Source organism: Rhodobacteraceae bacterium S2214 (assembly GCA_025141675.1).
Taxonomy (GTDB): domain Bacteria; phylum Pseudomonadota; class Alphaproteobacteria; order Rhodobacterales; family Rhodobacteraceae; genus Yoonia.
Map to the genome: position 1 here is coordinate 451,752 of CP081161.1, position 24,918 is coordinate 476,669.

The 24,918-nt window shown below is 55.6% G+C and carries 19 protein-coding genes; 14 read left to right on the forward strand and 5 right to left on the reverse strand.

Going from position 1 to position 24,918, the window contains the following annotated elements; translation table 11 throughout:
- Positions 1–8: 8 nt before the first annotated feature.
- Complete coding sequence (locus tag K3729_02100) at positions 9–947, forward strand: hypothetical protein (protein UWQ99610.1); 939 nt, start codon at positions 9–11, stop codon at positions 945–947.
- Here K3729_02100 and K3729_02105 read toward each other — a convergent pair.
- The 4 genes from K3729_02105 to K3729_02120 all read right to left on the reverse strand — a co-directional run bounded on the left by K3729_02105 (position 944) and on the right by K3729_02120 (position 6,145).
- Positions 944–2,620, reverse strand: coding sequence for an ABC transporter ATP-binding protein (locus tag K3729_02105; GenBank protein UWQ99611.1), 1,677 nt, complete (start codon positions 2,618–2,620; stop codon positions 944–946). The genes K3729_02100 and K3729_02105 overlap by 4 nt on opposite strands.
- Positions 2,620–3,525 (reverse strand): ABC transporter permease, encoded by a 906-nt coding sequence (locus K3729_02110; protein UWQ99612.1) that lies wholly within the window; start codon positions 3,523–3,525, stop codon positions 2,620–2,622. The genes K3729_02105 and K3729_02110 overlap by 1 nt, the downstream gene beginning before the upstream one ends.
- Complete coding sequence (locus K3729_02115) at positions 3,525–4,499, reverse strand: ABC transporter permease (GenBank protein ID UWQ99613.1); 975 nt, start codon at positions 4,497–4,499, stop codon at positions 3,525–3,527. Before K3729_02115 ends, K3729_02110 begins: the two co-directional genes overlap by 1 nt.
- Before the next feature lie 71 nt (positions 4,500–4,570).
- Positions 4,571–6,145: an ABC transporter substrate-binding protein gene (locus K3729_02120; GenBank protein UWQ99614.1), complete on the reverse strand. Its 1,575-nt coding sequence runs from the start codon at positions 6,143–6,145 to the stop codon at positions 4,571–4,573.
- A gap of 156 nt (positions 6,146–6,301) precedes the next feature.
- On the opposite strand from K3729_02120, the gene K3729_02125 reads away from it, so the two are divergent.
- The 11 genes from K3729_02125 (at position 6,302) to K3729_02175 (ending at position 18,663) form a co-directional block, all read left to right on the forward strand.
- Positions 6,302–8,020: a sensor histidine kinase gene (locus K3729_02125; GenBank protein UWQ99615.1), complete on the forward strand. Its 1,719-nt coding sequence runs from the start codon at positions 6,302–6,304 to the stop codon at positions 8,018–8,020.
- Entirely contained in the window at positions 8,017–9,345 is a 1,329-nt protein-coding gene (locus K3729_02130) for a sigma-54 dependent transcriptional regulator (protein UWQ99616.1), read from the forward strand. Before K3729_02125 ends, K3729_02130 begins: the two co-directional genes overlap by 4 nt.
- Before the next feature lie 106 nt (positions 9,346–9,451).
- Positions 9,452–12,316, forward strand: coding sequence for a monovalent cation/H+ antiporter subunit A (locus K3729_02135; GenBank protein UWQ99617.1), 2,865 nt, complete (start codon positions 9,452–9,454; stop codon positions 12,314–12,316).
- Positions 12,316–12,663, forward strand: a complete 348-nt coding sequence (locus tag K3729_02140; protein UWQ99618.1) for a Na+/H+ antiporter subunit C — start codon at positions 12,316–12,318, stop codon at positions 12,661–12,663. Before K3729_02135 ends, K3729_02140 begins: the two co-directional genes overlap by 1 nt.
- Positions 12,660–14,243, forward strand: a complete 1,584-nt coding sequence (locus K3729_02145; protein UWQ99619.1) for a monovalent cation/H+ antiporter subunit D — start codon at positions 12,660–12,662, stop codon at positions 14,241–14,243. Before K3729_02140 ends, K3729_02145 begins: the two co-directional genes overlap by 4 nt.
- Before the next feature lie 2 nt (positions 14,244–14,245).
- Positions 14,246–14,746 carry a Na+/H+ antiporter subunit E gene (locus K3729_02150; GenBank protein ID UWQ99620.1) on the forward strand — a complete coding sequence of 167 codons (501 nt, stop codon included), beginning with the start codon at positions 14,246–14,248 and terminating at the stop codon, positions 14,744–14,746.
- On the forward strand, positions 14,743–15,030 hold the full coding sequence (locus tag K3729_02155; protein ID UWQ99621.1) for a K+/H+ antiporter subunit F: 288 nt from the start codon (positions 14,743–14,745) through the stop codon (positions 15,028–15,030). The genes K3729_02150 and K3729_02155 overlap by 4 nt, the downstream gene beginning before the upstream one ends.
- The gene (locus tag K3729_02160; protein ID UWQ99622.1) at positions 15,027–15,419 is read left to right on the forward strand and encodes a monovalent cation/H(+) antiporter subunit G; all 393 of its coding nucleotides are present in this window, start codon (positions 15,027–15,029) and stop codon (positions 15,417–15,419) included. The genes K3729_02155 and K3729_02160 overlap by 4 nt, the downstream gene beginning before the upstream one ends.
- Positions 15,420–15,541: 122 nt before the next feature.
- The gene (dctP, locus tag K3729_02165) at positions 15,542–16,552 is read left to right on the forward strand and encodes a TRAP transporter substrate-binding protein DctP (protein UWQ99623.1); all 1,011 of its coding nucleotides are present in this window, start codon (positions 15,542–15,544) and stop codon (positions 16,550–16,552) included.
- A 69-nt stretch (positions 16,553–16,621) separates the two neighbouring features.
- Complete coding sequence (locus K3729_02170; GenBank protein UWQ99624.1) at positions 16,622–17,260, forward strand: TRAP transporter small permease; 639 nt, start codon at positions 16,622–16,624, stop codon at positions 17,258–17,260.
- A gap of 2 nt (positions 17,261–17,262) precedes the next feature.
- Entirely contained in the window at positions 17,263–18,663 is a 1,401-nt protein-coding gene (locus tag K3729_02175) for a TRAP transporter large permease (GenBank protein UWQ99625.1), read from the forward strand.
- On the opposite strand, the gene K3729_02180 is transcribed toward K3729_02175, so the two are convergent.
- Positions 18,660–19,352: a Crp/Fnr family transcriptional regulator gene (locus tag K3729_02180; protein ID UWQ99626.1), complete on the reverse strand. Its 693-nt coding sequence runs from the start codon at positions 19,350–19,352 to the stop codon at positions 18,660–18,662. The genes K3729_02175 and K3729_02180 overlap by 4 nt on opposite strands.
- Before the next feature lie 118 nt (positions 19,353–19,470).
- Here K3729_02180 and K3729_02185 point away from each other — a divergent pair, with 118 nt between their 5' ends.
- Positions 19,471–20,868 (forward strand): metallophosphoesterase, encoded by a 1,398-nt coding sequence (locus tag K3729_02185; GenBank protein UWQ99627.1) that lies wholly within the window; start codon positions 19,471–19,473, stop codon positions 20,866–20,868.
- Positions 20,865–24,908, forward strand: coding sequence for a GMC family oxidoreductase N-terminal domain-containing protein (locus K3729_02190; protein ID UWQ99628.1), 4,044 nt, complete (start codon positions 20,865–20,867; stop codon positions 24,906–24,908). The genes K3729_02185 and K3729_02190 overlap by 4 nt, the downstream gene beginning before the upstream one ends.
- Positions 24,909–24,918 lie beyond the last annotated feature (10 nt).

Genomic DNA, 24,918 nt, shown 5'->3' on the forward strand with positions numbered 1-24,918 from the left:
GTTTTCAGATGTTTGTCCCAAAGGTCATTTTGATCCCTGCTGCGGTGCTTTCCCTGACAATCCTGTCCGCATGTGGCGGCGGCAGCGGTCCAGTGGCCGTTAATGTGCCTATACCTGTCCCGACCGAGCCGACACCGGTTGATCCTGCAGACGTTGACTTGCCAGATGATCTTGCGACTTCAACCCCGCCAATCGAAGACGAAGTTGCACCGTCGTTGGATGGTGTGGGCACAGTCGCACCTGTTGAAATCGATCCAAGTGATCCGGTTCTTTTGGCGACATTGGCAGCAATCGAAGCGAACCAAACTGTGATTTCATCCGCTGCATTGGTCACAAACACCGACGGTAGCCGGAGTGTACTGACCCGCGACGGGTTGTATGAACGAATTGATGGATCGCTTAGCCTTGCTGACGTGGCTGCGTACCTCAATAATGATGTGCTGGGCGATTATGATAATGCATCTGCGTTTCATCAGGCAGACGCGGTTGGGATTGTTGGTTTGGCCACGCCGCTTGCCGATCTGCGCACGACCGGTGATGCGCGGTTTGAAGGTGGTGCATCCGGTTTTGTCATCACTGGCACAAACGGTGTCGACCTGATCAAGGGCCGCAGCGTTGTTGACGTGGCATTTGGTGTCGACCGCTTGACCGTGACGTTGGACGAATTTGAAGGTGTTAGCCAGATCAGCGGCCTTGTCGTGGATAGCCCTGTGACCGAGATCAAGCTGCGCAATGCAATCATTGCCGACGGTGCGTTTTCGGGCGGTACCTTGTCGCTGCGCGATAGTGACGGCGCTGTGGACATTACGGGGTCAGACACGACGACGGTCGCCCAAGGGCAGTTCTTTGGGTTGGATGCCGATGGCGGCACCCCTGACGAGGTCGGCGGTTTGATCCTGTCCGAAGGCACCGAGGGCATCGTCTATGGCACGTTCATCGCCGACTAAAGCGTTGGCGTCAGCGACAGCAGGTTTTTCGAATAGTCGGCCTGTGGATTGGTGAAAAACGGCTCTGATCCGCCTGATTCCATGACTTTCCCGCCTTGCAGAACTGTGATGTCATCAGACATCTGCCGCACGACGGCTAAGTTATGACTGACGAACAGCATTGTCAGTCCAAAGGTGCTTTGCAGGTCTTTGAGCAGGTTCAACACCTGGGCTTGGATTGACACATCAAGGGCTGATGTCGGTTCATCACAGATTAGGAACCGCGGTCGCGCCAGAAGCGCACGCGCCACCGCAATCCGTTGTCGTTGACCGCCTGAAAATTGATGCGGGTATTTGTCGATCGCATCAGGTGCCAACCCAACAAGCGACAACATCGCAGCACATAACGCGCGGCGCTTTTTGGCGTCGTCTTCTAACCCGTAAAGCCACAGTGGTTCCGCAAGCAGCGCGCCAACACGGTGCCGGGAATTCAGGCTACTATAGGGGTCTTGGAACACCATCTGGATGATCCGCCGCGATGGGTCTTTGCGTGCCCGTGATTTTGCGTCGGGCAGCGGTTTGCCGTCCAGCGTCATCGTGCCTGCGCTGGGCTGCACGAGGCCGGTTAAAACCTTTGCCATCGTCGATTTGCCAGACCCGCTTTCGCCCACAAGACCCATTACCGTGCCCGGTCTGACAGACATGGAAACAGAGTCTAACGCGGTGAAACTGTCGGGTTTGCGGAACAGAGACGTGCGTTCGCCTGCGAATTTCACGGTGATGTCCTGCGCTTCCAACCCGATGGGGTCTTGGATGCCACCGGCCAGTAACCACGCCTCTGCGTCCATCCCGCTGACGATTTCGGGTGCGTCGACGTCGGCTTCTGTTGCAGGAACAAGAAAGCGGTCGATCTTTTGATCCAGTCGCGGAACAGCGGCGAGCAGGGCGCGCGTGTATGGGTGTTCTGGCAGCCGCAGTACGCGTTCTGTTGGGCCGCTTTCCATCACTTTTCCGCCACGCAAAACGGTGACGTTATCGGTAATCTGCGCAATCACGCCAATGTCGTGGGTGATCAGGATAAAACCGATCCCGCGTGTGTCCGCCAGTTCGCGGATCAGGTCGAGAACCTGAGACTGAACCGCCACGTCAAGTGCGGTTGTCGGTTCATCCGCGATGATCAGATCGGGGTTCGTGCATAGCGCAAGCGCGATCACAACACGCTGCCGCATGCCGCCGGAAAACTGGTGGGGGTAGGCCTTGATCCGGTCACTGGCGTTTTTGATTCCGATCTCGGTCAGCAGATCAACGGCACGCGCGCGTGCATCAGTGTCTGAAATATCCTCGTGCGATTGCATCGTTTCGATCAACTGGTCTTCGATCCGCATCAGCGGGTTCAGGCTGGTTTGCGGGTCTTGGAAGATCATTGAAATACGCGCACCGCGCACCGCATGTGCCTGCGCGGTTGTCAGGTCGCGCAGGTTGGTGTCGCCCAAAGACATCTCGCCTTGTGCCACATAACCGGGGCTTTGCAGCAGCCCGATGATGGCGGCGCCGATGGTCGATTTGCCAGCCCCGCTTTCGCCGACAAGGCCGTGGATTTCGCCTGCTTTGACACTGATATTCACGTTTTCGATGGTCGTGAATTCACCCCGCCGCGACGGGAATTTGACGGTCAGATTTGTGACGGACAACATCAGCGCAACCTCGGGTTAAAGACATCGCGCAAGAAATCACCCAGCACGTTGATGGACACGACAAGGGCGACAAGGAACATCGTTGGTACCCACAAAATCCACCATTCGCCGGACAGCAGAAAGCCCATGCCGATGCGGATAAGCGTGCCTAACGAAGGGGAATCCGCCGGTAATCCGATGCCGAGGAACGATAGTGTGGCTTCGAGCAGGATCGCGCTGGCAAGGTCCACGGTCATGATCACCAGCAGTGGCCCCATGATATTGGGCAGGATATGCCACAGCATGACGCGCAGGGGATGTTGGCCCATGATCATCGCAGCCTGCACGTATTCTTTGTTCTTTTCGACAAAGACGGACGCGCGGGCGGTGCGCGCAAAGTTCACCCACAGCGATAGGGCAATTGCGGTTGTGAGAACGATCACCCGCAGTTCTTGATGTATGTCCGAGGGCAGAATGCCGCGCGCGATACCGTCGATGAGCAATGCGGTCAGGATCGCAGGCAGCGCCAGCTGCACGTCCGCGACCCGCATGATGATCGCGTCCAATCGGCCGCCATAGTAGCCCGCGATCAGGCCAAGGCTGACCCCAAGCACCAGCGCGATGGCCATCGCGACGATCCCGATCAGCATCGACAGGCGCGCGCCGTACAGGATCGCGGCGACCATATCGCGGCCTTGATCGTCTGTGCCAAGCGGGAAGCGGGCTGTGCCGAATTCTTCCCACATGGGTGGCAAAAGTCCGTCCATCAGCGAAAAAGACGCCAAATCATACGGATTAGTGTCTACGAGCCACGGTGCGAAGATTGCCCCGAACAGGATCGCAAGCGCTGTGAGTGCGGCGATGATGGCGGCTGGTCTGCGTCGGAAAAGCCAGAAACCGTCACTGTCCCAAAGGCGATATAACATTACGCTGCCTCCTTCACGCGCAGGCGCGGGTCGATTGCCACGTAGAGCAGATCAACGATCAGGTTCACCAACACAAAGAAAAACGCGATCACGACAAGGTAGACGCCCATGACCGGAATATCGACAAACCGGATGGATTCAAGGAACAGCAGGCCCATGCCGGGCCACTGGAAAACAGACTCTGTTACGATGGAAAACGCGATCACGCCGCCGAATTGTAGGCCAATGATCGTGATGACGGGGACCATCGTGTTCGCGAGCGCATGTTTGTAGTGCAGCGACCGCGTCGGGATGCCGCGTGCCATCGCGAAGCGGATGTAGTCGGTTTTCATGACTTCCATCATTTGCGCACGGACGAGCCGCATGGTGAGGGTCAGTTGATAAACCCCAAGCGTAAGAGCCGGTAATATCAATGACCGCCAGCCGTCGAGCGTGAGGAATGATGTGCTCCACCCGCCGATTTGTGTGGTGCCGGATCGGCCAAAGGTGGGAAGCCAACCGAGCTGCACGCCGAACAGGAAGATCAGCATGATCCCGATCACAAACGTGGGGATCGAGACGCCGACAAGGGTGGTCAGCAAGATCGCTTGGGATGCGACGCCGCTTGGTCGTAGCGCTGTGTAAACGCCAGCGGGGATGCCAATGATCAGCGATATGACCAGCGCGAAAGTGCCAAGTTCAAGCGTCGCGGGCAGGCGTTTCGCGATCATTTCGCCGACGGGTTCGCGGGTCCGGTAGGAATAGCCAAAGTCGCCTTTCAATAGATCCGTTGAGAAGCGGTAGAATTGTAGGGCAAAGGGGTCGTTCAGGCCAAGATCTTCGCGCAGGCGTTCGCGGTCCTCGACCGAGGTTTCGACGCCCGTCATCTGGCTGACCGGATCGCCCACAAAGCGGAATAGTGAAAAGGCCAGAAACGCGACAGCCAACATCACAAACGCCGATTGGACGAGCCGTTTGAAGATGAGATAGATCATCGTATTGGCCTATTCGTGTCTAGTCAGGGCCAAATGCGGCCCTGACTTTTGATAAACGCGTAACGCGTGGATTAGTTCACAGTGACCCAGCGCAACATGAAGAAGTTGTCGGCACGCTGTGTCAGATCAACGTTGTCTTTCGCAGCCCAAATCAGCGGCTGTGTGTAAAGCGGCACATAGGCAGTTTCGGCCTGTGTGATTTCGACAACCTGATCAATCAGCGCCTGGCGGGCGTCCGCATCAATTTCCTGCTGGATTTGCGGCAGCAGCGCGTCAACTTCGGCGTTGGAATAGTTGCCGAAGTTCCACGAACCCAGTTTCTTTTCGTCATCCTGAGAATGCATCAAGAAACGGATCGGGTGTTCCGCGTCGAATGTGCCTGGGGACCAGCCCAGCAGGTACATGTCGAAATCGTCGGCTCGCAGTTGTTCCCAGTAGTTGCGCACTGGCACTGTTGTCAGTTCTGCGTTCATACCAACAGCGGCCAGCATAGATGCTGCCGCACGGCACAGCGCCTCATCGTTGATGTAGCGGTCGTTTGTGCATTTCAGACCAAACGAGAACCCGTCTGGATACCCAGCTTCGGCAAGCAGTTCTTTCGCACGCTCTGGATTATATTCAGGACGGTCTGCGTTTGCTTCGGAATAGCCAGAGATGCCTTCAGGTACCAATTGGCTGACAGGTTCGATTTTGCCGCGCATCACGACGCGGTCGATGGTGTTCACGTCAATCGCATGCGCCACTGCAAGCCGCACTTTCGGATCTGTGAAAGGGTTTGTGTCCGTCACATCTTCGGAAAACAGCAGAGTGTCGTGTTCGTGGCCAAAGCCAAACATGATCACGCGGGTTTCCAAGCCTTCGAGAACCTTAAATCCATCGCGGCCTTCGACCTGACCCACATCCTGCAACGGGATTGGCTGGATGAAGTCGATCTCGCCGGACAAAAGTGCGGCAAGCCCCGTGGATGCGTTGCCGATTGGCGTAAATGTCGCCTCGGTGATGTTGTGTTCCGCTTCGTCCCACCAGCCCTCAAATGGCGCAAGCGTCGTTGTCACGCCCGGGTCGCGGGATGCAATCATGAATGGGCCGGTGCCATTTGCATTGCGGGTTGCATGGTTTTCCGCGTCACGTGCAGGCAGGGCTGCGTCGTTGTCTGTCGTCCAACCGCTGTCCATGATCATGAAATTCGCGATGCTGTCAGGGAACAGCGGGTTCGGCGCGGAGGTTACGAATTCGACGGTAAAGTCATCAACGACGCGGAATTCAGAAACCGGCGCAAACCATGACCGCACGTCTGATGCTTCGTTTGATGCGCGTTCGTAGGAGAATTTCACGTCTTCTGCCGTAAATTCGGACCCGTCCTGATAGGTCACGCCTTGGCGCAGATTAAACCTCCAGCCGTTTTCGCCTTCGAGTGGTTCCCACGATTCAGCCAAGGACGGTTCAATCGCCATATCTTTGCCGCGGCGCACAAGACCTTCATACACGTTGTTCAGGAACGACAGCACAGGGGCCGCGTTCACGGCATGGGGGTCCATTGTCTGTGGATCTGTCGTGGATGCCCAGCGCAGCGTTTCCGCAGTTGCCCCGTTCGCAATCAGCGCAAGCGCTGTCGCCGAGAGTTTAAGTTTGTTCGATAAACGCATGTGTATCCCCATTTTTGATTCCGTCCTGATCACACTGACGCCGTGCGACATTTTGTCAAATCACGCTTCATGTGCGCCAATCGCTACCTAGTCCGCTGTCGTCATTGGAAAACCCTGATTGTTTGACATTTGACCCATTTCACGCGACCGATACACATGCGCCGCCTTCCCCGATTTCTGACAGCCCTTGTGGTCTTGGCCATAGCCGCCTTGGTTAACCAATTGTCGTATCGGTATTTCGAATCCGAGGAATTGTCGAAAGCCGAAGGGCGGTTGTCGCTTTATCACAGCACGGTCACGTCCGAGCTCGCGCGCTTTTCGCACCTGACGTATGTTCTGGCCCGCGATCCGTTTGTTGTGGCGACGGCCCAAGGTGGTGACCGTGATCTGTTGAATGATCGACTGAAAGATTTCGCGGCTCAGGCTGAATTGGATGCCATCTATTTGATGCAGCCCAGTGGTGCTACGATTTCAGCGTCTAATGCGCATCTGGAGGGCAGTTTTGTTGGTCAAAACTATGCCTTCCGTCCGTATTTCCAGACGGCATTGGGCGGTGGGCAGGGTCGGTTCTACGGGATTGGTGCGACAACCGGTTTGCCCGGTTATTTTATCGCAGATGCGGTGCGCGACGGGGCCGATGCGATTGTTGGCGTGATTGCGATCAAGATCGATCTGTCCCAATTGGCGCAAAGCTGGCGAGATTCTGGTGAACAAGTTTTGTTGGTCAATCAGGATGGCGTTGTCTTGTTGGCGTCAGATGAAGCGTGGCAATACCGCACGCTGACTGCATTGACCGATACGCAACGCGGCGCCATTGCACAAAGCCGCCAGTTTTCCGGTCAGGACCTACAACCATTACAATGGTCGCCCCATGACGCGTTTCGTGCGTCGATTGGCGGTGATGAAAGATTACACGTGGTCGCGCGTGATTTGCCGCATGATTGGGCAATCCATTACTTTGCAAGCGATGACCGCGCTACGACACGCACATGGCTAGTGACTGCGGCTTTAATCTTTGCGGCGGGTTTGGCGTTTATCATGGTCCAAGTCCAAAGGTCGCGCCGTATGGCTGTGGCTTTGCAAAAATCGGTCGACGAGGAAGCAGAGCTGCGGCGCGCAAATGATCGGCTGGCCGTAGAAATTGAGGACCGCCGCAGCGCCGAACGCCGTTTGAAGCGGACGCAGGGCGAATTGGAAAGATCCAGCCGTCTGGCGGCATTGGGCCAGTTGTCCGCATCCGTGACCCATGAGCTTGGCCAACCAATTGCCGCGATGCGCAACCACATCGCCGCCGCTGAAATCAGTGCAAAGGCAGCGCCAGACATAGCAGGCAAAATCGGTGGTCTCGTGGATCGGATGGAAGGGATCACCCGTCAACTTAAGTTCTTTGCGCGGTCCGGCAGCGAACCGTTTGAACCATTCGATCTGCGTGACGCTTTGCAGGCGGCAATTGCATTGGTTGAACCGAATTACAGTGCTGGCGGAATTGCGTTGATCTCGGATATGCCTGACGAACCTGTCATGACGCGCGGGATCAAATTGCGGATCGAACAGGTCCTGACAAATGTCCTGCGCAATGCGGCGGATGCGGTTGAAGAGGCGGAAAATCCCAGTGTTAGGGTCGTATTGGGCGGTGATCCGGCGTGGGTGTCGGTCACTGATAACGGGCACGGTTTGGGGGATGCCACGCTTGCAGATTTGGCAGAGCCTTTCATGACAACCCGTGATAGCGGACGTGGTATGGGGTTAGGTCTTGCCATTTCTGCGCAGATTGTGCGCGATCACGGGGGTGATATGACTGCTGAAAACGGCGCCGATGGCGGTGCGGTTTTTCATATCCGGTTTGCCGATACGACAGAGGATACGACATCATGAGCCATAGTATTTTGATCGTTGATGACGACAAAGCAATGCGTGAATCCTTGGTCGAATTGCTGGACGCAGCGGGTTGGACAGCACATGCTTTGTCACGTGCAAGCGCTGTGGCTGATCAACTGGCAACGATGATGCCGGACGTGATTTTGTCGGATGTGCGGATGCCGGGGATGTCCGGTCTTGATCTATTGGAAAGCCTTGATCCCAATTTTGCGCCGCCGCTTGTCCTGATTTCCGCACATGGTGACATTCCGATGGCGGTGCAGGCGATCCAAAGCGGGGCCTATAGTTTCGTTGAAAAACCGTATGAGCCACGGCGATTGCTGACGATCCTGCGGAATGCAGCGAACAATCACCGTATGACCCAAGCGAATGGCCGATTGCGGGAACGGTTGCTGCAGTTGTCCGGCCTTGACCGTGTGCTGCTTGGTCAGACTTCCGAGATTAGAGCGCTGCGCGAAGACATCTTGGATATCGCCGAAGCCGATGCGCCTGTCATGGTGCTTGGTGAAACAGGGACTGGCAAAGAATTGGTCGCGCGTGCCCTGCATGATCTTGGGCGCAATCCTGATGGTCCGTTTTTGGCCCTGAACTGTGCGGCTTTGTCGGCGGAAACGTTCGAAACAGAGATGTTTGGCGTTGATGGCGGTGCCAAGGGCCGGTTGGTCGCGGCCAGTGGTGGAACGGTTTTTCTTGATGAAATTGCGGCGTGTCCCGCATTGGTCCAGGCCAAACTGCTACGCGTCATCGAAGATAAGGAGGTCTTGCCGGTTGGGTCCGCGACGCCTGTGTCCGTCGATATCCGCATTGTATCGGCCACGAACGAAGATCCCGACGCCGCCGTGACGGCAGGAGATCTGCGTCAGGATTTGTTGTTCCGATTGAATACCGTCGTTTTGAATATCCCACCGCTGCGCCAGCGTCGGGATGATGTGACGTTGTTAATGACGCATTTCTTGCGGGAATACGGCGAAGCTTACGAAATTGAACCGCCTGATATGGATAAGGATGATCTTGCTGCTCTGCTTGCACATGATTGGCCCGGCAACGTCCGTGAATTACGCAACGTGGGGGAACGTCGTGTTCTCGCGGCGCGGCGCGGGTCTGGCAGCATGGCGCGCGCCATTCGGAACGACCAGCAATTGGACGACGTGCCGGATGCGTTGCGATCTGCTGTTGCGGCTTTCGAACGCGAGTTGATTAGCAAAGCGATCACAGCGCACGCCGGACGCATGGATGCCGCCGCCGAAGCGCTAGGCATAGGCCGACGCACGCTGAACGAGAAGATTGTGAAGCTTGGTCTCGATAAAGACGCCCTATTGTAGATCAATTATCGACAAAATCACTCAGATAAGACTTGTTTCCCTTGAGGTGCGATCCATTTTAAACCAAAACGAGCCAACCATTTCGGCCTAAAGATCAGGAGTTCGCGTGTCCCTCTTCCTTATCGTTGCTTTGCCATTTTTAGGGGCGTTGCTGCCCGGCGTTATGAATGCTGCTGGCCGGACGGCCGTCGCAGGTGTCACGTTCATGGTGACTTTGATGGCCCTTGTGGGTTTGTTGACGAACCTGCCCGCAGTTCTGGCCGGTGATCTGGTCACCGCCCGCATTGATTGGATGCCACTGCTTGGGCTGAACGTGACCTTGATGCTCGACGGGCTTGGGTTCTTCTTTGCTTGCCTGATCCTTGGGATCGGCCTGCTCATTATTACTTACGGCCGCTTCTATCTGGCCCGCGAAGACAACATGGGCGAATTTTTCACCTATCTGTTGTTGTTCCAAGGGGCGATGGTCGGGATTGTTCTGTCCGATAACATACTGCTTTTGTTGGTATTCTGGGAATTGACGTCGCTGTCGTCATTCCTGCTGATCGGCTACTGGAAGCATCTGCCCGAGGGTCGCCAAGGTGCCCGCATGGCCCTGACTGTCACGGGGATGGGTGGCCTTGCGATGATCGGTGGGATGATGATCCTTGGTCAGATCGTCGGCAGCTATGATTTGTCCGTGATCCTGCAGAACCGCGACTTGATTCAAGCTGATCCGCTGTATCTGCCAGCGTTGATCCTGATCTTGTTGGGTTGTTTCACCAAGTCAGCGCAATTCCCGTTCCATTTCTGGCTACCGCACGCGATGGCAGCCCCGACGCCTGTGTCTGCCTATCTGCACTCTGCCACGATGGTGAAAGCCGGAATTTTTCTGATGGCCCGTATGTGGCCGGTGTTGTCAGGCACGCCGGAATGGTTCGTGATTGTGACCACAGCTGGATTGATCACGATGGTTCTGGGCGCTGTGATTGCGCTGTTCAAACATGATCTGAAGGCATTGCTGGCGTTCTCAACCGTGTCGCATCTGGGTTTGATCACCATGTTGCTCGGCACAGGCACCGCGTTCGGCGCGATGGCTGCGATGTTCCACATCCTGAACCATGCGACGTTCAAGGCCGCTTTGTTTATGTCTGCCGGGATCATCGACCACGAAACCCACACCCGCGACATTCGCAGGCTGGGCGGTTTGCGTCACCTGATGCCGATCACCTTTGGGATCGCGACGATTGCCGCACTTTCGATGGCGGGTATTCCGCTGCTGAACGGGTTCTTGTCCAAGGAAATGATGCTGGAAGAAGCGAACCACACGGTTCTGTTCAATTCGCCGTTGTTAGTGCCTGTTTTGGCCACCATCGGGTCGCTGTTTTCTGCCGCGTATTGCTTCCGCCTGATTGGCCACACATTCCTTGGACCGAAGCGCGACGATTACCCCGCGCATCCGCATGATCCACCTGTCGGCATGTGGGGACCACCTGCATTGCTGGCTGTTTTGGTCGTGCTGATCGGTGTTGCGCCGTTCCTTGCCGAGCCGTTCATCAAGATGGTCACTGCTTCTGTGCTGGGTGAAGCCGCAGAGGTACCAAAAGCGTATTTCAAGATTTGGCACGGTTTGGTGCCTGCGCTTTACATGTCGATCATCGCGGTTGTCGGTGGTTTGCTGATGCTCGCGATCTTCAATCCTGCGCTACGTTTGTGGGATGCGGCACCGCGCCCAGAAGCGAAAACAATCTTCGAGGCAATCATCGCGGCGTCGGTCAGCCTGTCTCGCAAGATCATCGCGCCGCTGCATGATGGTTCATTTTCACGCTATGCCGCGATCATGGCGGTAACGGTTGTTGCTGTCGGCTACCATGCTTGGGCAACCGGAACCGTGGCCCCTGCGACGCGCGAATTGCAGCCCGCCAACTTCATTCAGATTGCCGGATGGTTGATGTTGGTGGCGGCGACACTGGGGCTCGTCTTCTTGCACCGCAATCGTCTGCTGTCACTGATCCTGATTGGTATCGTCGGTTTGATGGTATCCGTCGGTTTTGTCGTGTTCAGCGCGCCTGATTTGGCGATGACCCAGCTGACTGTTGAAGTTGTCACAATCATTTTGCTGCTGCTTGCACTGAACTTCCTGCCGAACCGGACACCGATTGAAAGTAGTGCGTTGCGCCGGACATCTGACACGGTGATTTCCGTTGTCGTCGGTTTGGCTGCGATGGGTCTGTCTTACCATTACCTGCTACGGGACACGATCGCGCCGAGCATTTCTGAATATCACCTCGCCAATTCCTACAAAGGCGGCGGCGGTACGAACGTCGTGAACGTGATCCTCGTCGATTTCCGTGGCTTTGATACCTACGGCGAGATCATCGTGCTCGGGATCGCAGCGCTTTTGATCTATGCACTGACTGAGACACTGCTGTCCGGCCCTGTCCGCGCTCGTCTGTTGAACCGCAAACCCGATCAGCCGCGTGCCGGTGATATGCATCCGATGATGATGGTTGTGATGACCCGCGTGATTATGCCTGTCGTGTTGATGGTTGCGTTCTATATCTTCTGGCGCGGTCACAACGAACCGGGTGGTGGTTTCATCGCGGGTCTTGTCGCATCGATTGCGGTTGTGATGCAGTACATGGCGAGCGGCTTTAGCTGGACGTCGGCCCGTGTCCGCTATCCGTATCACGGTGTGATCGGGGCCGGTGTTCTGATCGCGGGTCTCACGGGGATCGGGTCATGGTTCTTTGGTAAACCGTTCCTGACGTCTGATTTTACCTATGTGCGTATTCCGCCATTTGAGAAATTCGAACTGGCAACCGCCGCATTGTTCGATCTGGGTGTTTTCCTTGCCGTTGTTGGTGCTGTGATGCTGTCGCTTGAAAGCTTCTCGCGACTGGCCCGCCGTGCCCATGTGGACGATCCGGATCACCCGATGGATATTGACCCATCCCGCGAAGACCATGAATTGAAAGCGGAGGCCCAATAATGGAACTTCTTGTTGCTTCCGCCATTGGCATTCTGACTGCTGCGGGTCTGTACCTGGTTCTGCGTTTGCGGACGTTCCCTGTGATTATGGGTGTATCGCTGCTGACTTATGCGGTGAACGTGTTCCTGTTCGCATCTGGCCGTTTGACTGTTGGCGCACCACCCATCCTGACGGATGCGACGACCTACACCGACCCGTTGCCACAAGCGTTGGTCCTGACCGCGATTGTGATTTCTTTCGGGATGACTGCGGTCGTCGTGATGATCGCACTGGGCGCGTTTCTCGGTGCAAACGACGACCATGTTGATGATCCAAAACCCGAACATGAGACGGGAGATGCGTCATGAGCCACTGGGTCATTCTACCTATCGTTTTGCCCGCATTTCTGGCGCCGTTCATCGTGCTGGCCGCGCGGTATCACATCGGCATTCAACGGGTAATTTCGCTGGCCGGTATTGTCGGTCTGATCGCGGTGGCCCTGGGGCTGGCGTGGCAGGCATCTGACGGCACGGTGACACTGTACCAGCTTGGTGATTGGGCAGCACCGTTTGGGATCGTGGTTGTCGCGGATCAGCTATCAACATTGATGGTCCTGCTGACATCGGTGCTTGCATTGTTTGTTATGCTCTATTCCATCGGGTCCGGTTGGGATGATCGCGGGCGGCATTTCCATGCCTTGTTCCAGTTCCAGCTGATGGGGATCATGGGCGCATTTCTGACGGGTGATTTGTTCAATCTGTTCGTGTTCTTCGAAGTGCTTTTGATTGCGTCTTACGGCCTAATGATCCACGCGGGCGGTACTGTCCGTTTGCGGGCGGGCGTCCAATATGTGTTGTTTAACCTGCTTGGGTCGACCCTGTTCTTGTTCGCGCTTGGATCGATCTACGCAGAGACAGGCACGCTGAACATGGCTGATCTTGCTGTGCGCGTGCAGATGTTCGATCCGTTGGAATCGTCCGGTATCCGTGTTGCGGCCGTGCTGCTGTTGATGGTCTTTGCGATCAAAGCGGCGATTGTGCCTCTGCATTTCTGGCTACCGTCCAGCTACGCGGAAGCACCAGCCCCTGTCGCGGCCCTGTTCGCGATCATGACAAAGGTTGGCGCCTACGCGATTATTCGGGTCTACACGATGATCTTCCCGCCAGAGCTTGAGGCGACTGTTGGTCTTCACGGTTGGTGGTTGATGCCTGCAGCACTGGTGTCGTTGGCTGTTGGCATGATCGGCGTATTGGCCGCGAAAAAGCTGGATCGTTTGATCGCGTTCTCGGTTATCGGATCAATGGGCATGGTGATGGTGTCAATTGCGCTGTTCACACCCGAAGGGATCGCTGCCGCGCTTTACTATATCGTGCATTCGACGTTGGCCGCGGCGGCCCTGTTCCTGATCGCTGACCTTGCACGCGCGGGTCGTGAAAACCTGAACCTGACGGCGCAGCCACCAATTGCAGGCGGCATCCTTACCGCTGCGATGTTCTTTGTCGCTGCTATTGCTATGGCTGGTTTGCCGCCGCTGTCCGGCTTCTTGGGCAAACTTCTGATCTTAGATGCTGCGTTTGACACGGCGACGATGGTTTGGGTCTGGGCAGTTGTGCTTGGGGCCAGCTTGATCAGCGTTGTGGGGTTTGCACGGGCTGGCAGCACAGTGTTTTGGAAAGCGAAAGGCGTCGCTGTTCCCGAAGATGCAGAGATCGCGGTACCGCCTGCTGCGTTGTCATATGTCGCGGTCGGTGGGTTGATCACGATGCTCGTGGCACACACGGTCTTTGCAGGACCCGCAACGTCCTACACCACGGCGATTGCCAAAGATTTGTTTGCGCCTGACGCGTATGTCTCGACCGTTTTGGACACACCGGGCAAGCTGTCGGATTACAAAGACGATGGGTACGGCGACGACGATCATGCGACTGATGAAGAGGGTGAGCACTAAATATGAAACACCTCATTCAAAAACTGTTCCCGCACCCTTTCCTGACGCTCTTGTTAGCAGTCGTTTGGACGATGCTGCAGAACAGCGTTTCTGCTGGGATGGTCGTCTTCGGGATCATTCTGGGCATCGTCATTCCCTTCTTGACCGCACGTTGGTGGCCGGATCGCCCTGACCGGATGCGCCTGATCCCGATGCTGAAATACTGTGTTTTGGTTGTTTGGGATATTCTTGTCGCGAACGTCCAAGTTGCTTGGATCATCCTTACGAAATCCAACGCGCAAATGAAACCGTGCTGGGTGATCATCCCGCTGGAGCTGAAGTCACCAGAGGCGATCACGATCCTTGCCGGAACGATCACGCTGACGCCTGGAACTGTTTCGGCTGATCTGTCCGACGAGGGGCACAGCCTGCTTGTGCATGCGCTGGATGCTGATGATCCGGACGCTGTGCGCGATGACATCAAAGACCGCTACGAACGCCGTTTGCTGGAGATATTCCAATGACCTTTGCAACTGATCTTGTGACATGGTGCCTGTACGCCGCGTTTATCATCGTGGCGATTTCCCAGATCATGGCGATGGTCCGATTGTGGAAAGGGCCGAGCACGGGCGACCGTATTCTGGCGCTGGACACGATGGTGATTAACGCAATTGGCTTGATCGTCCTGATCGGCATTTTCCAAGGCACGCAGATCTATTTCGAAGCGACGCTGATCATTGCAATGCTCGGTTTCGTTTCCACGGTCGCATACGCCCGATTTGTACTGCGGGGGGACATCATCGAATGACTCTTGATCTTATTCTCACCATTGGCGTCGCGATTTCGCTGATTATTGGCCTGTTTTTCACGTTTGTCGCCGCCATCGGCCTGCTGAAACTTGATAATTCAATGAGCCGCCTGCACGCCCCCACCAAGGCAGGGACCGTCGGCATCGGTGCGTTCCTGATGGCGTCGATGTTGAACTCTTTCCTGATCGGGCAGGGGTCATTGCATGAATTGCTGATCATGGGGTTCTTGTTTGTTACGGCCCCGATTTCTGCGAATTTCATGGCGAAAGTGAACATTCACAACCAATCTTGTATCACGCCTCCGCCGCCGCCACGCGATGATACATGGGCCACATTGAACGTGCCTGAAGCGGACCGCGAACTGGCAGAGACGCCTGTCGAAAGCTGAAAACTGGCTTTGCGGGAATCCGCAGAGCAGAACCATGTCGCTAGGCATTTTCTTGCATAGGCAGGTCGCAAATCCTTTGCTAGTCTTCCCTCAGACATCAGCATGTCTCTGGGAGGAAAATCATGCGTACTATTTTGAAATCATCCGCTGTTGCGGCTGTCACACTTGCATTTGCTGGCGAAGCTTTGGCCACCGAATGGAACGTATCGCTTTGGGGCAAACGCCGCGCGTTTACCGAACACGTTGAAAAGCTGGCTGAACTCGTCTCCGAGAAAACGAACGGCGAATTCACATTGAACATCAGCTATGGTGGTCTGTCCAAAAACACCGAAAACCTAGATGGTATTTCCATCGGCGCGTTTGAAATGGCGCAGTTCTGTGCGGGCTACCACCGTGACAAAAACCCATCCATCACCGTTCTGGAATTGCCGTTCCTCGGCGTGTCATCGCTTGAGCAGGAAGTTGAATTGTCCATGGCTGTTTACGGCCACCCAGCAGCCCAAGAAGACCTTGGTCGTTGGAACGCGACGCTTTTGATGCCGTCCCCATTGCCGCAGTACAACCTTGTGGGTGTCGGCGATGCGCCTGCAACTTTGGCTGACTTTGACGGTCTGTCCGTGCGTGCAACCGGTGGTATCGGTGCAGCGATGGAAGCAGTTGGCGGTGTTCCAACATCCATGTCCGCGACCGAAGTACGTCAGGCGATGGACAGCGGCGTTGTGAAAGCGGTCGCATTCGCACCACACGCACACATGTCATTCGGCACAATCGAAAACGGCACGTGGTGGACGACAAACCTGAACCCGGGCACTGTGAACTGCCCAGTTGTGGCGAACACTGACGCGTTGAACGACCTGTCGGACGATCACCGCGCTGCATTGATGGATTCCATCGACGAAGCGCTCGATCATTATGTGTCCAACTATAACGACAACACGATGGTTGCATGGGGCCCAGCATTGGAAGAGCGCGGGATCACATCTGTGACATTCACAGATGACGAAATCGCAGCCTTCAAAGAAGCCGCTGCGGCCCCTGCTGCTGAAGCATGGATCGCGGATAACGCGGGTCGTGGTTTGCCTGCGCAAGAACTGTACGATCTTGTGACTGGCATGATCGCTGGCGACAGCTAAACCCTGATACAGACCCCGTGCTGATACTGTTGGCGCGGGGTCTTTCTCATTTTTGGACGGAGACCTGCCATGGCTGGTTCATCCCTTGTGCTGTCCGACGACAGCACGCTCAGTAAAATTGACCGACAGCTCTACAAACTCGAAAGCGCTTTTGCCCTCATTAGTGGTTTGGCGGTCTTTTGTTTGATGCTGCTGGCCGTTGTGTCTGTTGGCGGGCGCAACTTTCTTAACCAACCGCTGCCCGGATATGTCGATTGGATTCAGCAGGCGATGCCGCTGATCGCCTTTATGGGCGTGTCGTTTACCCAGCGGGATGGCGGTCACATCCGGATGGACATGATCGTCAGCAAACTCAGCGGTCGCCCTTTGTATATTGTCGAACTGATCACGACACTGACCATTTTGATCCTGATGATCCTGCTTGTTTGGGGCACTTGGGCGCATTTCGCCCGCAGCTTTGATTTCGGATCTCCGATGTGGAGCCGCGATAGTTCGATGGATATCGCCCTGCCGCTGTGGCCTGCGAAACTGTTGGCGCCCGTCGCATTTGGCGTTCTGTGCCTGCGATTGATGTTGCAGGTCTGGGCCTATGTCCGCGCCATCATCCGCAATGAAGAACAGGCAATTGCTGTGCCCCTTGTCGCTGATGCCGCAACCCAAGCCCGCATGGAGGCCGAGACGGTCTCTGGCGCAGAAGAAGGCCGTTAAACATGGAACCGATTGATATTGGCCTGATCGTTTCAGGCGGCATGTTGGTGCTGGTTTTGCTGGGGATGCGTGTTGCGTTCGCGGCCGCAATGGCAGGCATGACCGGCTTGATTTGGATTTTCTGGGCGAAGAAGGGGTACGATCCCGAACAGTTCATGTGGGCGCTGACTGTTTCGGTGAAAACCGCAGGGCAGGTGCCACATTCCAAGGTCGCGTCGCAAGCGCTTAGCTTGATCCCGACATTCATTCTGATCGGTTATCTGGCCTATTATGCGGGTCTGACACAGGCGTTGTTCGAAGCTGCGAAGCGTTGGTTCGCGTGGGTGCCGGGCGGTTTGGCTGTGTCGACAGTATTCGCGACGGCTGGTTTTGCAGCGGTGTCTGGCGCATCCGTTGCGACATCAGCGGTATTCGCGCGCATCGCGATCCCAGAGATGTTGGATATTGGCTATGACAAACGTTTCGCGGCTGGTGTTGTGGCTGCAGCAGGAACGCTGGCGTCGTTGATCCCGCCGTCTGCTATTTTGGTCATCTATGCGATCATCGTGGAACAAGACGTGGGTAAATTGCTGCTTGCAGGTTTCGTGCCCGGTGCGTTTTCTGCGATCGTTTATGCGTCTCTAATCATCGGGATGGCGATGACGTTCAAGAATTTCGGCCCACCCGTGCGCGGCTTTACATGGCGTCAACGGTTTGAATCGCTGCCTCCTGCGCTGCCTATCGTGTTCGTGGTTCTAACGATCATCCTGTTCGTTTATAACCCGTTTGGCGGCGACGCTTGGGGTACGCCCACAGAGGGCGGCGCGATTGGTGCGTTCGTCGTATTCTTGGTCGCGATGTATCGCGGAATGCGGTGGCACCAGCTGAAAGACGCCTTGTTAGAGACTGCAAAACTAAGCGTGATGATCTTCACGATCATCTGGGGCGTGTTGATCTATGTCCGCTTCTTGGGCTTTGCTGACCTACCGGGTGCGTTTTCCGATTGGATCACGTCGCTGAACATGGCGCCAATGCTGATCCTGATCTGCATCTTGTTGGCCTACGCTGTGCTGGGCATGTTCATGGACGCAATCGGGATGCTGCTGCTAACACTGCCAGTGGTCTATCCGGCCGTCATGGCGCTGAACGGTGGCGAAGCGGTTGCGGCCGTGGACAGCACATTCGGCATGTCTGGTCCGATGTGCGCGATCTGGTTCGGGATCTTGGTGGTGAAAATGGCAGAGTTCTGTCTGATCACACCGCCTATCGGCCTCAACTGCTTTGTCGTGGCGGGTGTTCGCGATGACCTTAGCGTACAGGACGTATTCAAAGGAGTGACACCGTTCTTCATCGCTGACGCGATTACAATCGCCCTGCTGGTCGCGTTCCCTTGGATCGTGCTTTGGCTACCCAGCCAAGTTTAACCTGCGGCAATATTTTCTAGGGCGGCGCGGTCGATCAGACGTAAGCGCCGCCCTTGTGTATTCAGAATTCCAAGTTCTGCCCACGATTTGAGATGGCGGTTTACGTTTTCACGGGCAAGACCGCTGAATTCCCCGATTTCCGTTTGTGAAAAACGTTCGGACAGGAGTGTCGCGTTATTTTCGGCAACGCCCCATTTGTCGAACAGTCGCAATAATGCTTGCGCAAGCCGCGGCCCACCTTCGGTGATTGATTGGGTCGTGAACATGTCGGAGGCGTTGCGAACTTTGCGGCATAGTTCGGTAATGATCGCTTGGGCAATCGCAGGGCGTTCGGTCACGAATTTCAGGATGTTTTCGCGCGACAAAATTAAACCGGTCACGGGTGTTGTTGCTACCGTGTCAGCGCTGCGCACCCCGCCATCCAAAGCCGCGATTTCACCAAGAACCTCGCCCGGTCCCATATGTGCGAGCACGGATTTGCGGCCTGTCATTGATGTGACCGAAACCTCGACCCTGCCGGTCTCGATGAGCATCACCATCTGACCTGGTTCGCCCGCGGCAAAGATCATCTGCCCCGCCGGATAAGATGTTCGATGCGCGTGTTCAAACAGGATGCGGCAGTCTGCAGGGGCCATCGCTGCAACCAGAATACTGCTGCTTTCGTCCAACTTGGCGTCAAAAATGCTCATGAGGTTTTATCTGGTGTCGGGCCTGACCGGTCAAGCATTGGTCGTGCGATCCCTGTCCTTCGCATAGGTTGACAGGTGGAACTGGGCTGCACAGGGTGGTTGTGGAGGGGGGAAGGTCATGCTGCGATACGTCTGTATTTCGGATTTACACGCCGGTGCGCCGACCAGTCTTCTGATGAATTTACCCGAAGACGGCGCGATAAGGCCGCCCGAACCCAGCCCTGTCACGCATGGTTTTGTCGATGTGGTCAGCGCCTTGTTGGGCGTGCAAGACAAACCGCAGCTGATACTGTTGGGGGATGTGCTGGACCTGCAATTTTCGGACCGCACCCATGCTTATCACAATGCACAAGGTTTTCTGACGCGTCTGCAAAAAAGCGGCTGTTTTGCAGACAAAGTAGTAGCGACAGCAGGCAATCACGATCACGCTTTATGGACCGACGCCCGGCTTGCGCTAGACGTCGCTGGGATGTCGTCAAATGGCGTAACCTATCGCAACGCAACCCCCGCATTTCGCGAAGCGCCAAATGCACGCAGCCGGATGTTGGACGCTCTGGTCAAAGATGCGGGCTTTGGCGATGTCGATTTGCGGTATCCGAATATTGGAATTGAAAAGGATGGCCGCGCAGTTCTGTTTCATCACGGGCATTTCTTTGAGGAAGGATATCTGCTGATCAGCACGTTGCGCGACATCTTTTCAAGCGGTGATCGTGCGGAGCTGACTGTCGCTGATATTGCTGGTGAAAACGCTGGTTGGATTGATTTCTTTTGGTCGACCATTGGCGACGCGGGACTATCGAGTAATGCCAGTGATTTGTATCAGAACCTGCTGACAAGCACGGGTTTTCGGAAGCTATCTGCCCAAGTCGCCGAAATTGTCAGCGCCGATATGGGTGAAAAGCTGCCTTTGGCAGGTGATCTGCGCGTGCAAGAAGTGCTGCGGATCGCGTCCCGTGTGCTGTTGGACGCCACTGTCGGCAAATACCGTGACACCGAACGTTTCGCCGTTATCGAATCCCTTACCACCAAAGGTCGTGACGGTTTCGCGTCTTTCATGGGTGGTCCGATACGGCGACAGATCATGGATGAATTGGGGCATGTGCCCGAGGATTTGACCGTGATCTTTGGCCATACACACAAACCCTTTTCGGAACGGATGAAGGTGTCCGGTTTTGACGTGCCGCTAAAGGTCTACAACACGGGCGGTTGGGTGCTGAACGATCCGCGACTTGATACCAAAGAAGGGGCGGCGATGGTGTTGATCGACGATGACCTGAATGTCGTGGCTCTGCGTCTTTTTATGACGCCGCAAGCCGGAATTGTGCCACTTGGCTATCTTGAGGTTCTTAGCGAACCCCGCGCCAGTATGCAGGCGTTTGTCAAAGACCTGCAGGCGCGTTTGGCGACCCCTGACATGCAGCGCATCCTGTCTGATTTCGCTGAAACTGTTCGGGTAGCTTACGTCGATCGCCAAGCGTTGCTGCTTGATTTGACCGCGCAGAGGGTATCGTCATGACGTTTTATCTGCCGCCGCTTTCGCGATGCTTTTCGAAGGCACCTGTCGATCACAAAATCATTGTCGTCGGGTCCGGTTACGGGGGCGGCGTGGCTGCATCCCGGCTTGCGCGCACTGGTCAGGCTGTCACGGTTCTAGAACGCGGTCGCGAAATTCATCCGGGCGACTACCCGCGTGAAATGTCAGCGGCGATGGGTGAATTTCAGGTCCACCTGAGCAAGACAGAGGAAGTATTAGGGAAACCTGATGGTCTTTACGATATGCGGATCAATGATGGTGTGCATGTGCTTGTCGGGTGTGGATTAGGTGGGACGTCCCTAATTAACGCCAATGTCGCGATTGAAGCGGACCCGCGTATTTTCAAACATTGGCCTGCCCCGTTCTCGCAAAACGCCGATATCCTGAAACCTTACTATGCGCGGGCCCGCGAGATGCTGGGCTCTACCCCGTATCCGCGTACAAAGCCTAAGTTCGAGGCTCTTAAAAAGGTGGCGGACGGACTGGGTGCCGATTGTCTGCGGCCCGATATCAACGTCACGTTTGACGGGCAGCACACAAAGGCAGGGCTTTGGCAGCCGCCTTGCAACGACTGCGGCGATTGCGTGTCTGGCTGCAATTACGGGGCCAAGAACACGGTCCTCATGAATTATTTGTTGGATGCTTGGCGCCACGATGCGCAGATATTCACAGGTGCGTCAGTCCGCTATGTGACGACGATTGTTGATCCAAAGACGCATGAAACCAGTTGGGCAGTCACGGTCGGTGATCGGGTCCTGACCGCTAAGATTGTGATCTTGGCTGCTGGCACATTGGGCACGACTGAAATTTTGATGCGCAGTCGAACTAAAGGATTGCCTGTCAGTGCGCAGTTGGGGCAGCGGTTTTCGGGCAATGGTGATGTTTGGGCCTTTGGGTACAACGCCAACATGGCTGACGGCGACGGCCGATTGCCGGTGTACGGTGTCGGCGCGGGTGATCGGACCGTCACGGCGGAGACACAGGACCGCTATCTGCCCGGTCCCTGCATCACCGGCATGATCGATTTGCGTGATCGCACCGAAAAGCTGGAAGATGGGTTGATCATCGAAGAAGGCGTCATGCCCGGCGCATTGGCGGCAGGTTATGCGGCTGTTTTACCGATGATGGAGGCGTTGATGGGCGATCCGTTCCGGTTCGGGGACGTCACAGAACGCTTGAAAGATGCCGCTGATCTCGGGGCTGCGTTGATTGATGATCCGTCACAGCTGGCCGAGACGTCTTACGATGGCCCCGTTTCACGGACCTTGCCATATCTGGTAATGAGCCATGATGCCTCTGACGGGGTGTTGAAAATGTCAGGCGATATGATCGTCGTGGATTGGCCGGATGCAGGTCTTGATCCGGCGATTGTCGGTGATGCGGAGGTGCTGCGCCAAGGCAGTGATGCGATCAAAGCCGAATTTATGCCGCTTCCGTTTTGGCAGGATGCTTTTGGGAACCGTGTGATGACAGTGCATCCCATCGGTGGCTGCGGCATGGGGGAAACGGCTGCGGATGGCGTGGTGAACGCCGATTGCCAAGTCTTCGATCCTGACGGCGGCGTTCATGACGGGTTGTACGTTTGTGACGGTGCAGCCTTGCCCCACGGTGTCGGCGTGAACCCACATCTGACAATCACGGCTGTTGCAGAACGGGCGATGGAACGTCTGGCTGAGGCGCAAGATTGGACGATTGACTGGACCGATCTTGCCCCCTTGCCAAAAGGCGATAGCGCAGATGTTCAGGCTGATCCGTACAATTTGCTGAAGCGGTTGATGAAACCGCTGCGGTCTTGTCAGGTCGCGATTGCCGCTGAGGAATATGACGATGCCCGCAACGCGCTGGCGACGGCTTGGAGAAGTGTCGTCATTGGTTACAGAATCTACGTCAATTCTGACACCGATCCTGAATTCCCCATCATTTCCGCCGATGACCTGCTGGTGCTCGTCGAAAACGACGCAGTGATGAAAGAGGCTATTGGTCCGGCGCTTGAACAAATCATCACTGTGCTAGACGCGATCTTGGTCGCGCATGATGACCCTGATGGACCAAGTCTGATGTCGGTTCTGCAAGATCACATGGGTGATTTTTCGCCAACTGCCACGTTGAATGAAACGATGGTCGGTCACATTTCCGCAAATGGCCTGAACGACACCCCGCGTCCCACGCGGCCCTATCAGGTCGCCGCCGCCGTGCCCGAGGTAACGACGTTAACAACGGTCATTCAGACGCCGCAGATCCGTGCAACGCTGACTCCGCCTGACGGCATTGCCACGATCACAGAGGGTGAATTTACCAGTCCGTTTTTAGGGGGCACCTTTGACGTCGAAGGCGAATTCGCATTTTTAATGCCGAACACGGACAAGGTTGAATGCTGGGAAATGCGATATTCTGGCAAATTGAACCCGAAGGATCATGTTGGGCGCACCTTCACCTTTAACGGCATCAAGACGATCAAACGGCGTGAACAGTCCCATTGGTGGACTGATTTGACGGAAATCGAACTGGATATCTTTCATGACGATATGCTGGTCGCGCAGGGTATTTTGGTAGTTGGTGTCGAAGAAGCGATGCGGCAAGCCAGCTCCGTTCAAATCGGGTACGGCGGCGAAGATCTCCGTCAGGCGTTTGAGAATATGTATGGCGACATGCAGTTCGACAGTGAAACGATCAAGACTTTGCCTGACGTTTTGAATAATTCAGAAGTGCGGGCAAGAGTGATCCAAGCCATGGCGTATCTGCTTGATCGCAAAGCCGAGAATACAAAAGCACAATCCGCGCTAGAGGCCGCATCGAAACAGCAGGTCGCTGCCCGTTTCGTAGGAACGATTGCGCGGTGTTATGGCGATATCTACGCCTATTTAATGAACTTTCCAGCACAGGACGCTGGCGATGACATCCCGCCCGCTGACCTACCGGAACCCACGGTTTTTTATCCAAGCGTGGGGGATGACCTGACCGTCAAATTGACCCGTTATGATGGGGGCGGCAAGGGCCCAGTCATGCTGGCGGGTGGTTTCGGGACAAAGGCGTCGTCTTTTGCGTTGTCCACCGTCCACACCAATCTTGTTCAGGTGCTGTACCGTGCCGGTTACGATGTCTGGCTATTCGACTATCGCGGCAGCGGCGACATCGCTGCCAGCAGGCAACCATTCACGCTTGATGATGTGGCGATGGTGGATTGGCCAAGCGCGATTAGCTGTGTTCTAGAAAACACCCCTGATGATGTGGTGGACGTACAGACAATCGTTCATTGTATAGCATCGATGTCACTGTTCATGGCCGTGCTTGCGGGTGAAACACGGGTCCGGTCGATTATCGCATCCCAAACGGGTCCACATGCGGTTACAAACTGGGCGAATTACGCCAAAGCAGATGCAGGTTTGGCCCGCTATGTTGGTGAAGGTCTACCTGAAAACATGTGGGGTTTGGTCGATCTGATGAACCTTGGGCCGGTTCTGACGTCTATGGCTAAGACGGGTGTTGAGACGGTGGAGCCGCGATCCCCGAGCTTGACGATGATTGGTCCTGATCTTGATCCGGCTATCGACGGTCTGCTTTGGAAAGTTCCGAATTTTGCGCCGTCGGATTGCTACAGTCCCACTTGCCATCGGATCAATTTCTTCTTTGGGCCCAGCTACCATCATCCACAATTAAATCAGGCGACACATAACGCGATCCGTCACTTGTTTGGGCCGGTGCATCCCAAACCATTCCAACACATCGCCAAGATATTCGGGCAAGGGCACGCCGTCAGTATGGATGGCAAGACCAATTACCTTGATGGTGTCGCGCGTATGACGATGCCTGTTCATTTTATCGCGGGTGACTGTAATCAAGAAATGATGCCAGAAGCGACGATCCGGTCCCTGAAGTGGTTGCACGATGCTTTCCCGGATCACCAGTCACGATACAGCCGCAAGGTCATCCCGCATTACGGGCATATGGACTGCTTTATCGGCAAAGACGCAGCACGGGATGTGTTTCAGCATTTACTTGCCACGTTGGACGACACGACCTAGCGTCAACTTA

Coding starts and splice junctions, on each gene's coding strand:
- K3729_02155 (UWQ99621.1), top strand. CDS start 14,743: ATGACCTTTGCAACTGATCTTGTGACATGGTGCCTGTACGCCGCGTTT.
- K3729_02105 (UWQ99611.1), bottom strand. CDS start 2,620: ATGTTGTCCGTCACAAATCTGACCGTCAAATTCCCGTCGCGGCGGGGT.
- K3729_02140 (UWQ99618.1), top strand. CDS start 12,316: ATGGAACTTCTTGTTGCTTCCGCCATTGGCATTCTGACTGCTGCGGGT.
- K3729_02120 (UWQ99614.1), bottom strand. CDS start 6,145: ATGCGTTTATCGAACAAACTTAAACTCTCGGCGACAGCGCTTGCGCTG.
- K3729_02160 (UWQ99622.1), top strand. CDS start 15,027: ATGACTCTTGATCTTATTCTCACCATTGGCGTCGCGATTTCGCTGATT.
- K3729_02150 (UWQ99620.1), top strand. CDS start 14,246: ATGAAACACCTCATTCAAAAACTGTTCCCGCACCCTTTCCTGACGCTC.
- K3729_02190 (UWQ99628.1), top strand. CDS start 20,865: ATGACGTTTTATCTGCCGCCGCTTTCGCGATGCTTTTCGAAGGCACCT.
- K3729_02125 (UWQ99615.1), top strand. CDS start 6,302: ATGCGCCGCCTTCCCCGATTTCTGACAGCCCTTGTGGTCTTGGCCATA.
- K3729_02145 (UWQ99619.1), top strand. CDS start 12,660: ATGAGCCACTGGGTCATTCTACCTATCGTTTTGCCCGCATTTCTGGCG.
- K3729_02110 (UWQ99612.1), bottom strand. CDS start 3,525: ATGTTATATCGCCTTTGGGACAGTGACGGTTTCTGGCTTTTCCGACGC.
- K3729_02100 (UWQ99610.1), top strand. CDS start 9: ATGTTTGTCCCAAAGGTCATTTTGATCCCTGCTGCGGTGCTTTCCCTG.
- dctP (UWQ99623.1), top strand. CDS start 15,542: ATGCGTACTATTTTGAAATCATCCGCTGTTGCGGCTGTCACACTTGCA.
- K3729_02130 (UWQ99616.1), top strand. CDS start 8,017: ATGAGCCATAGTATTTTGATCGTTGATGACGACAAAGCAATGCGTGAA.
- K3729_02185 (UWQ99627.1), top strand. CDS start 19,471: ATGCTGCGATACGTCTGTATTTCGGATTTACACGCCGGTGCGCCGACC.
- K3729_02115 (UWQ99613.1), bottom strand. CDS start 4,499: ATGATCTATCTCATCTTCAAACGGCTCGTCCAATCGGCGTTTGTGATG.
- K3729_02180 (UWQ99626.1), bottom strand. CDS start 19,352: ATGAGCATTTTTGACGCCAAGTTGGACGAAAGCAGCAGTATTCTGGTT.
- K3729_02170 (UWQ99624.1), top strand. CDS start 16,622: ATGGCTGGTTCATCCCTTGTGCTGTCCGACGACAGCACGCTCAGTAAA.
- K3729_02175 (UWQ99625.1), top strand. CDS start 17,263: ATGGAACCGATTGATATTGGCCTGATCGTTTCAGGCGGCATGTTGGTG.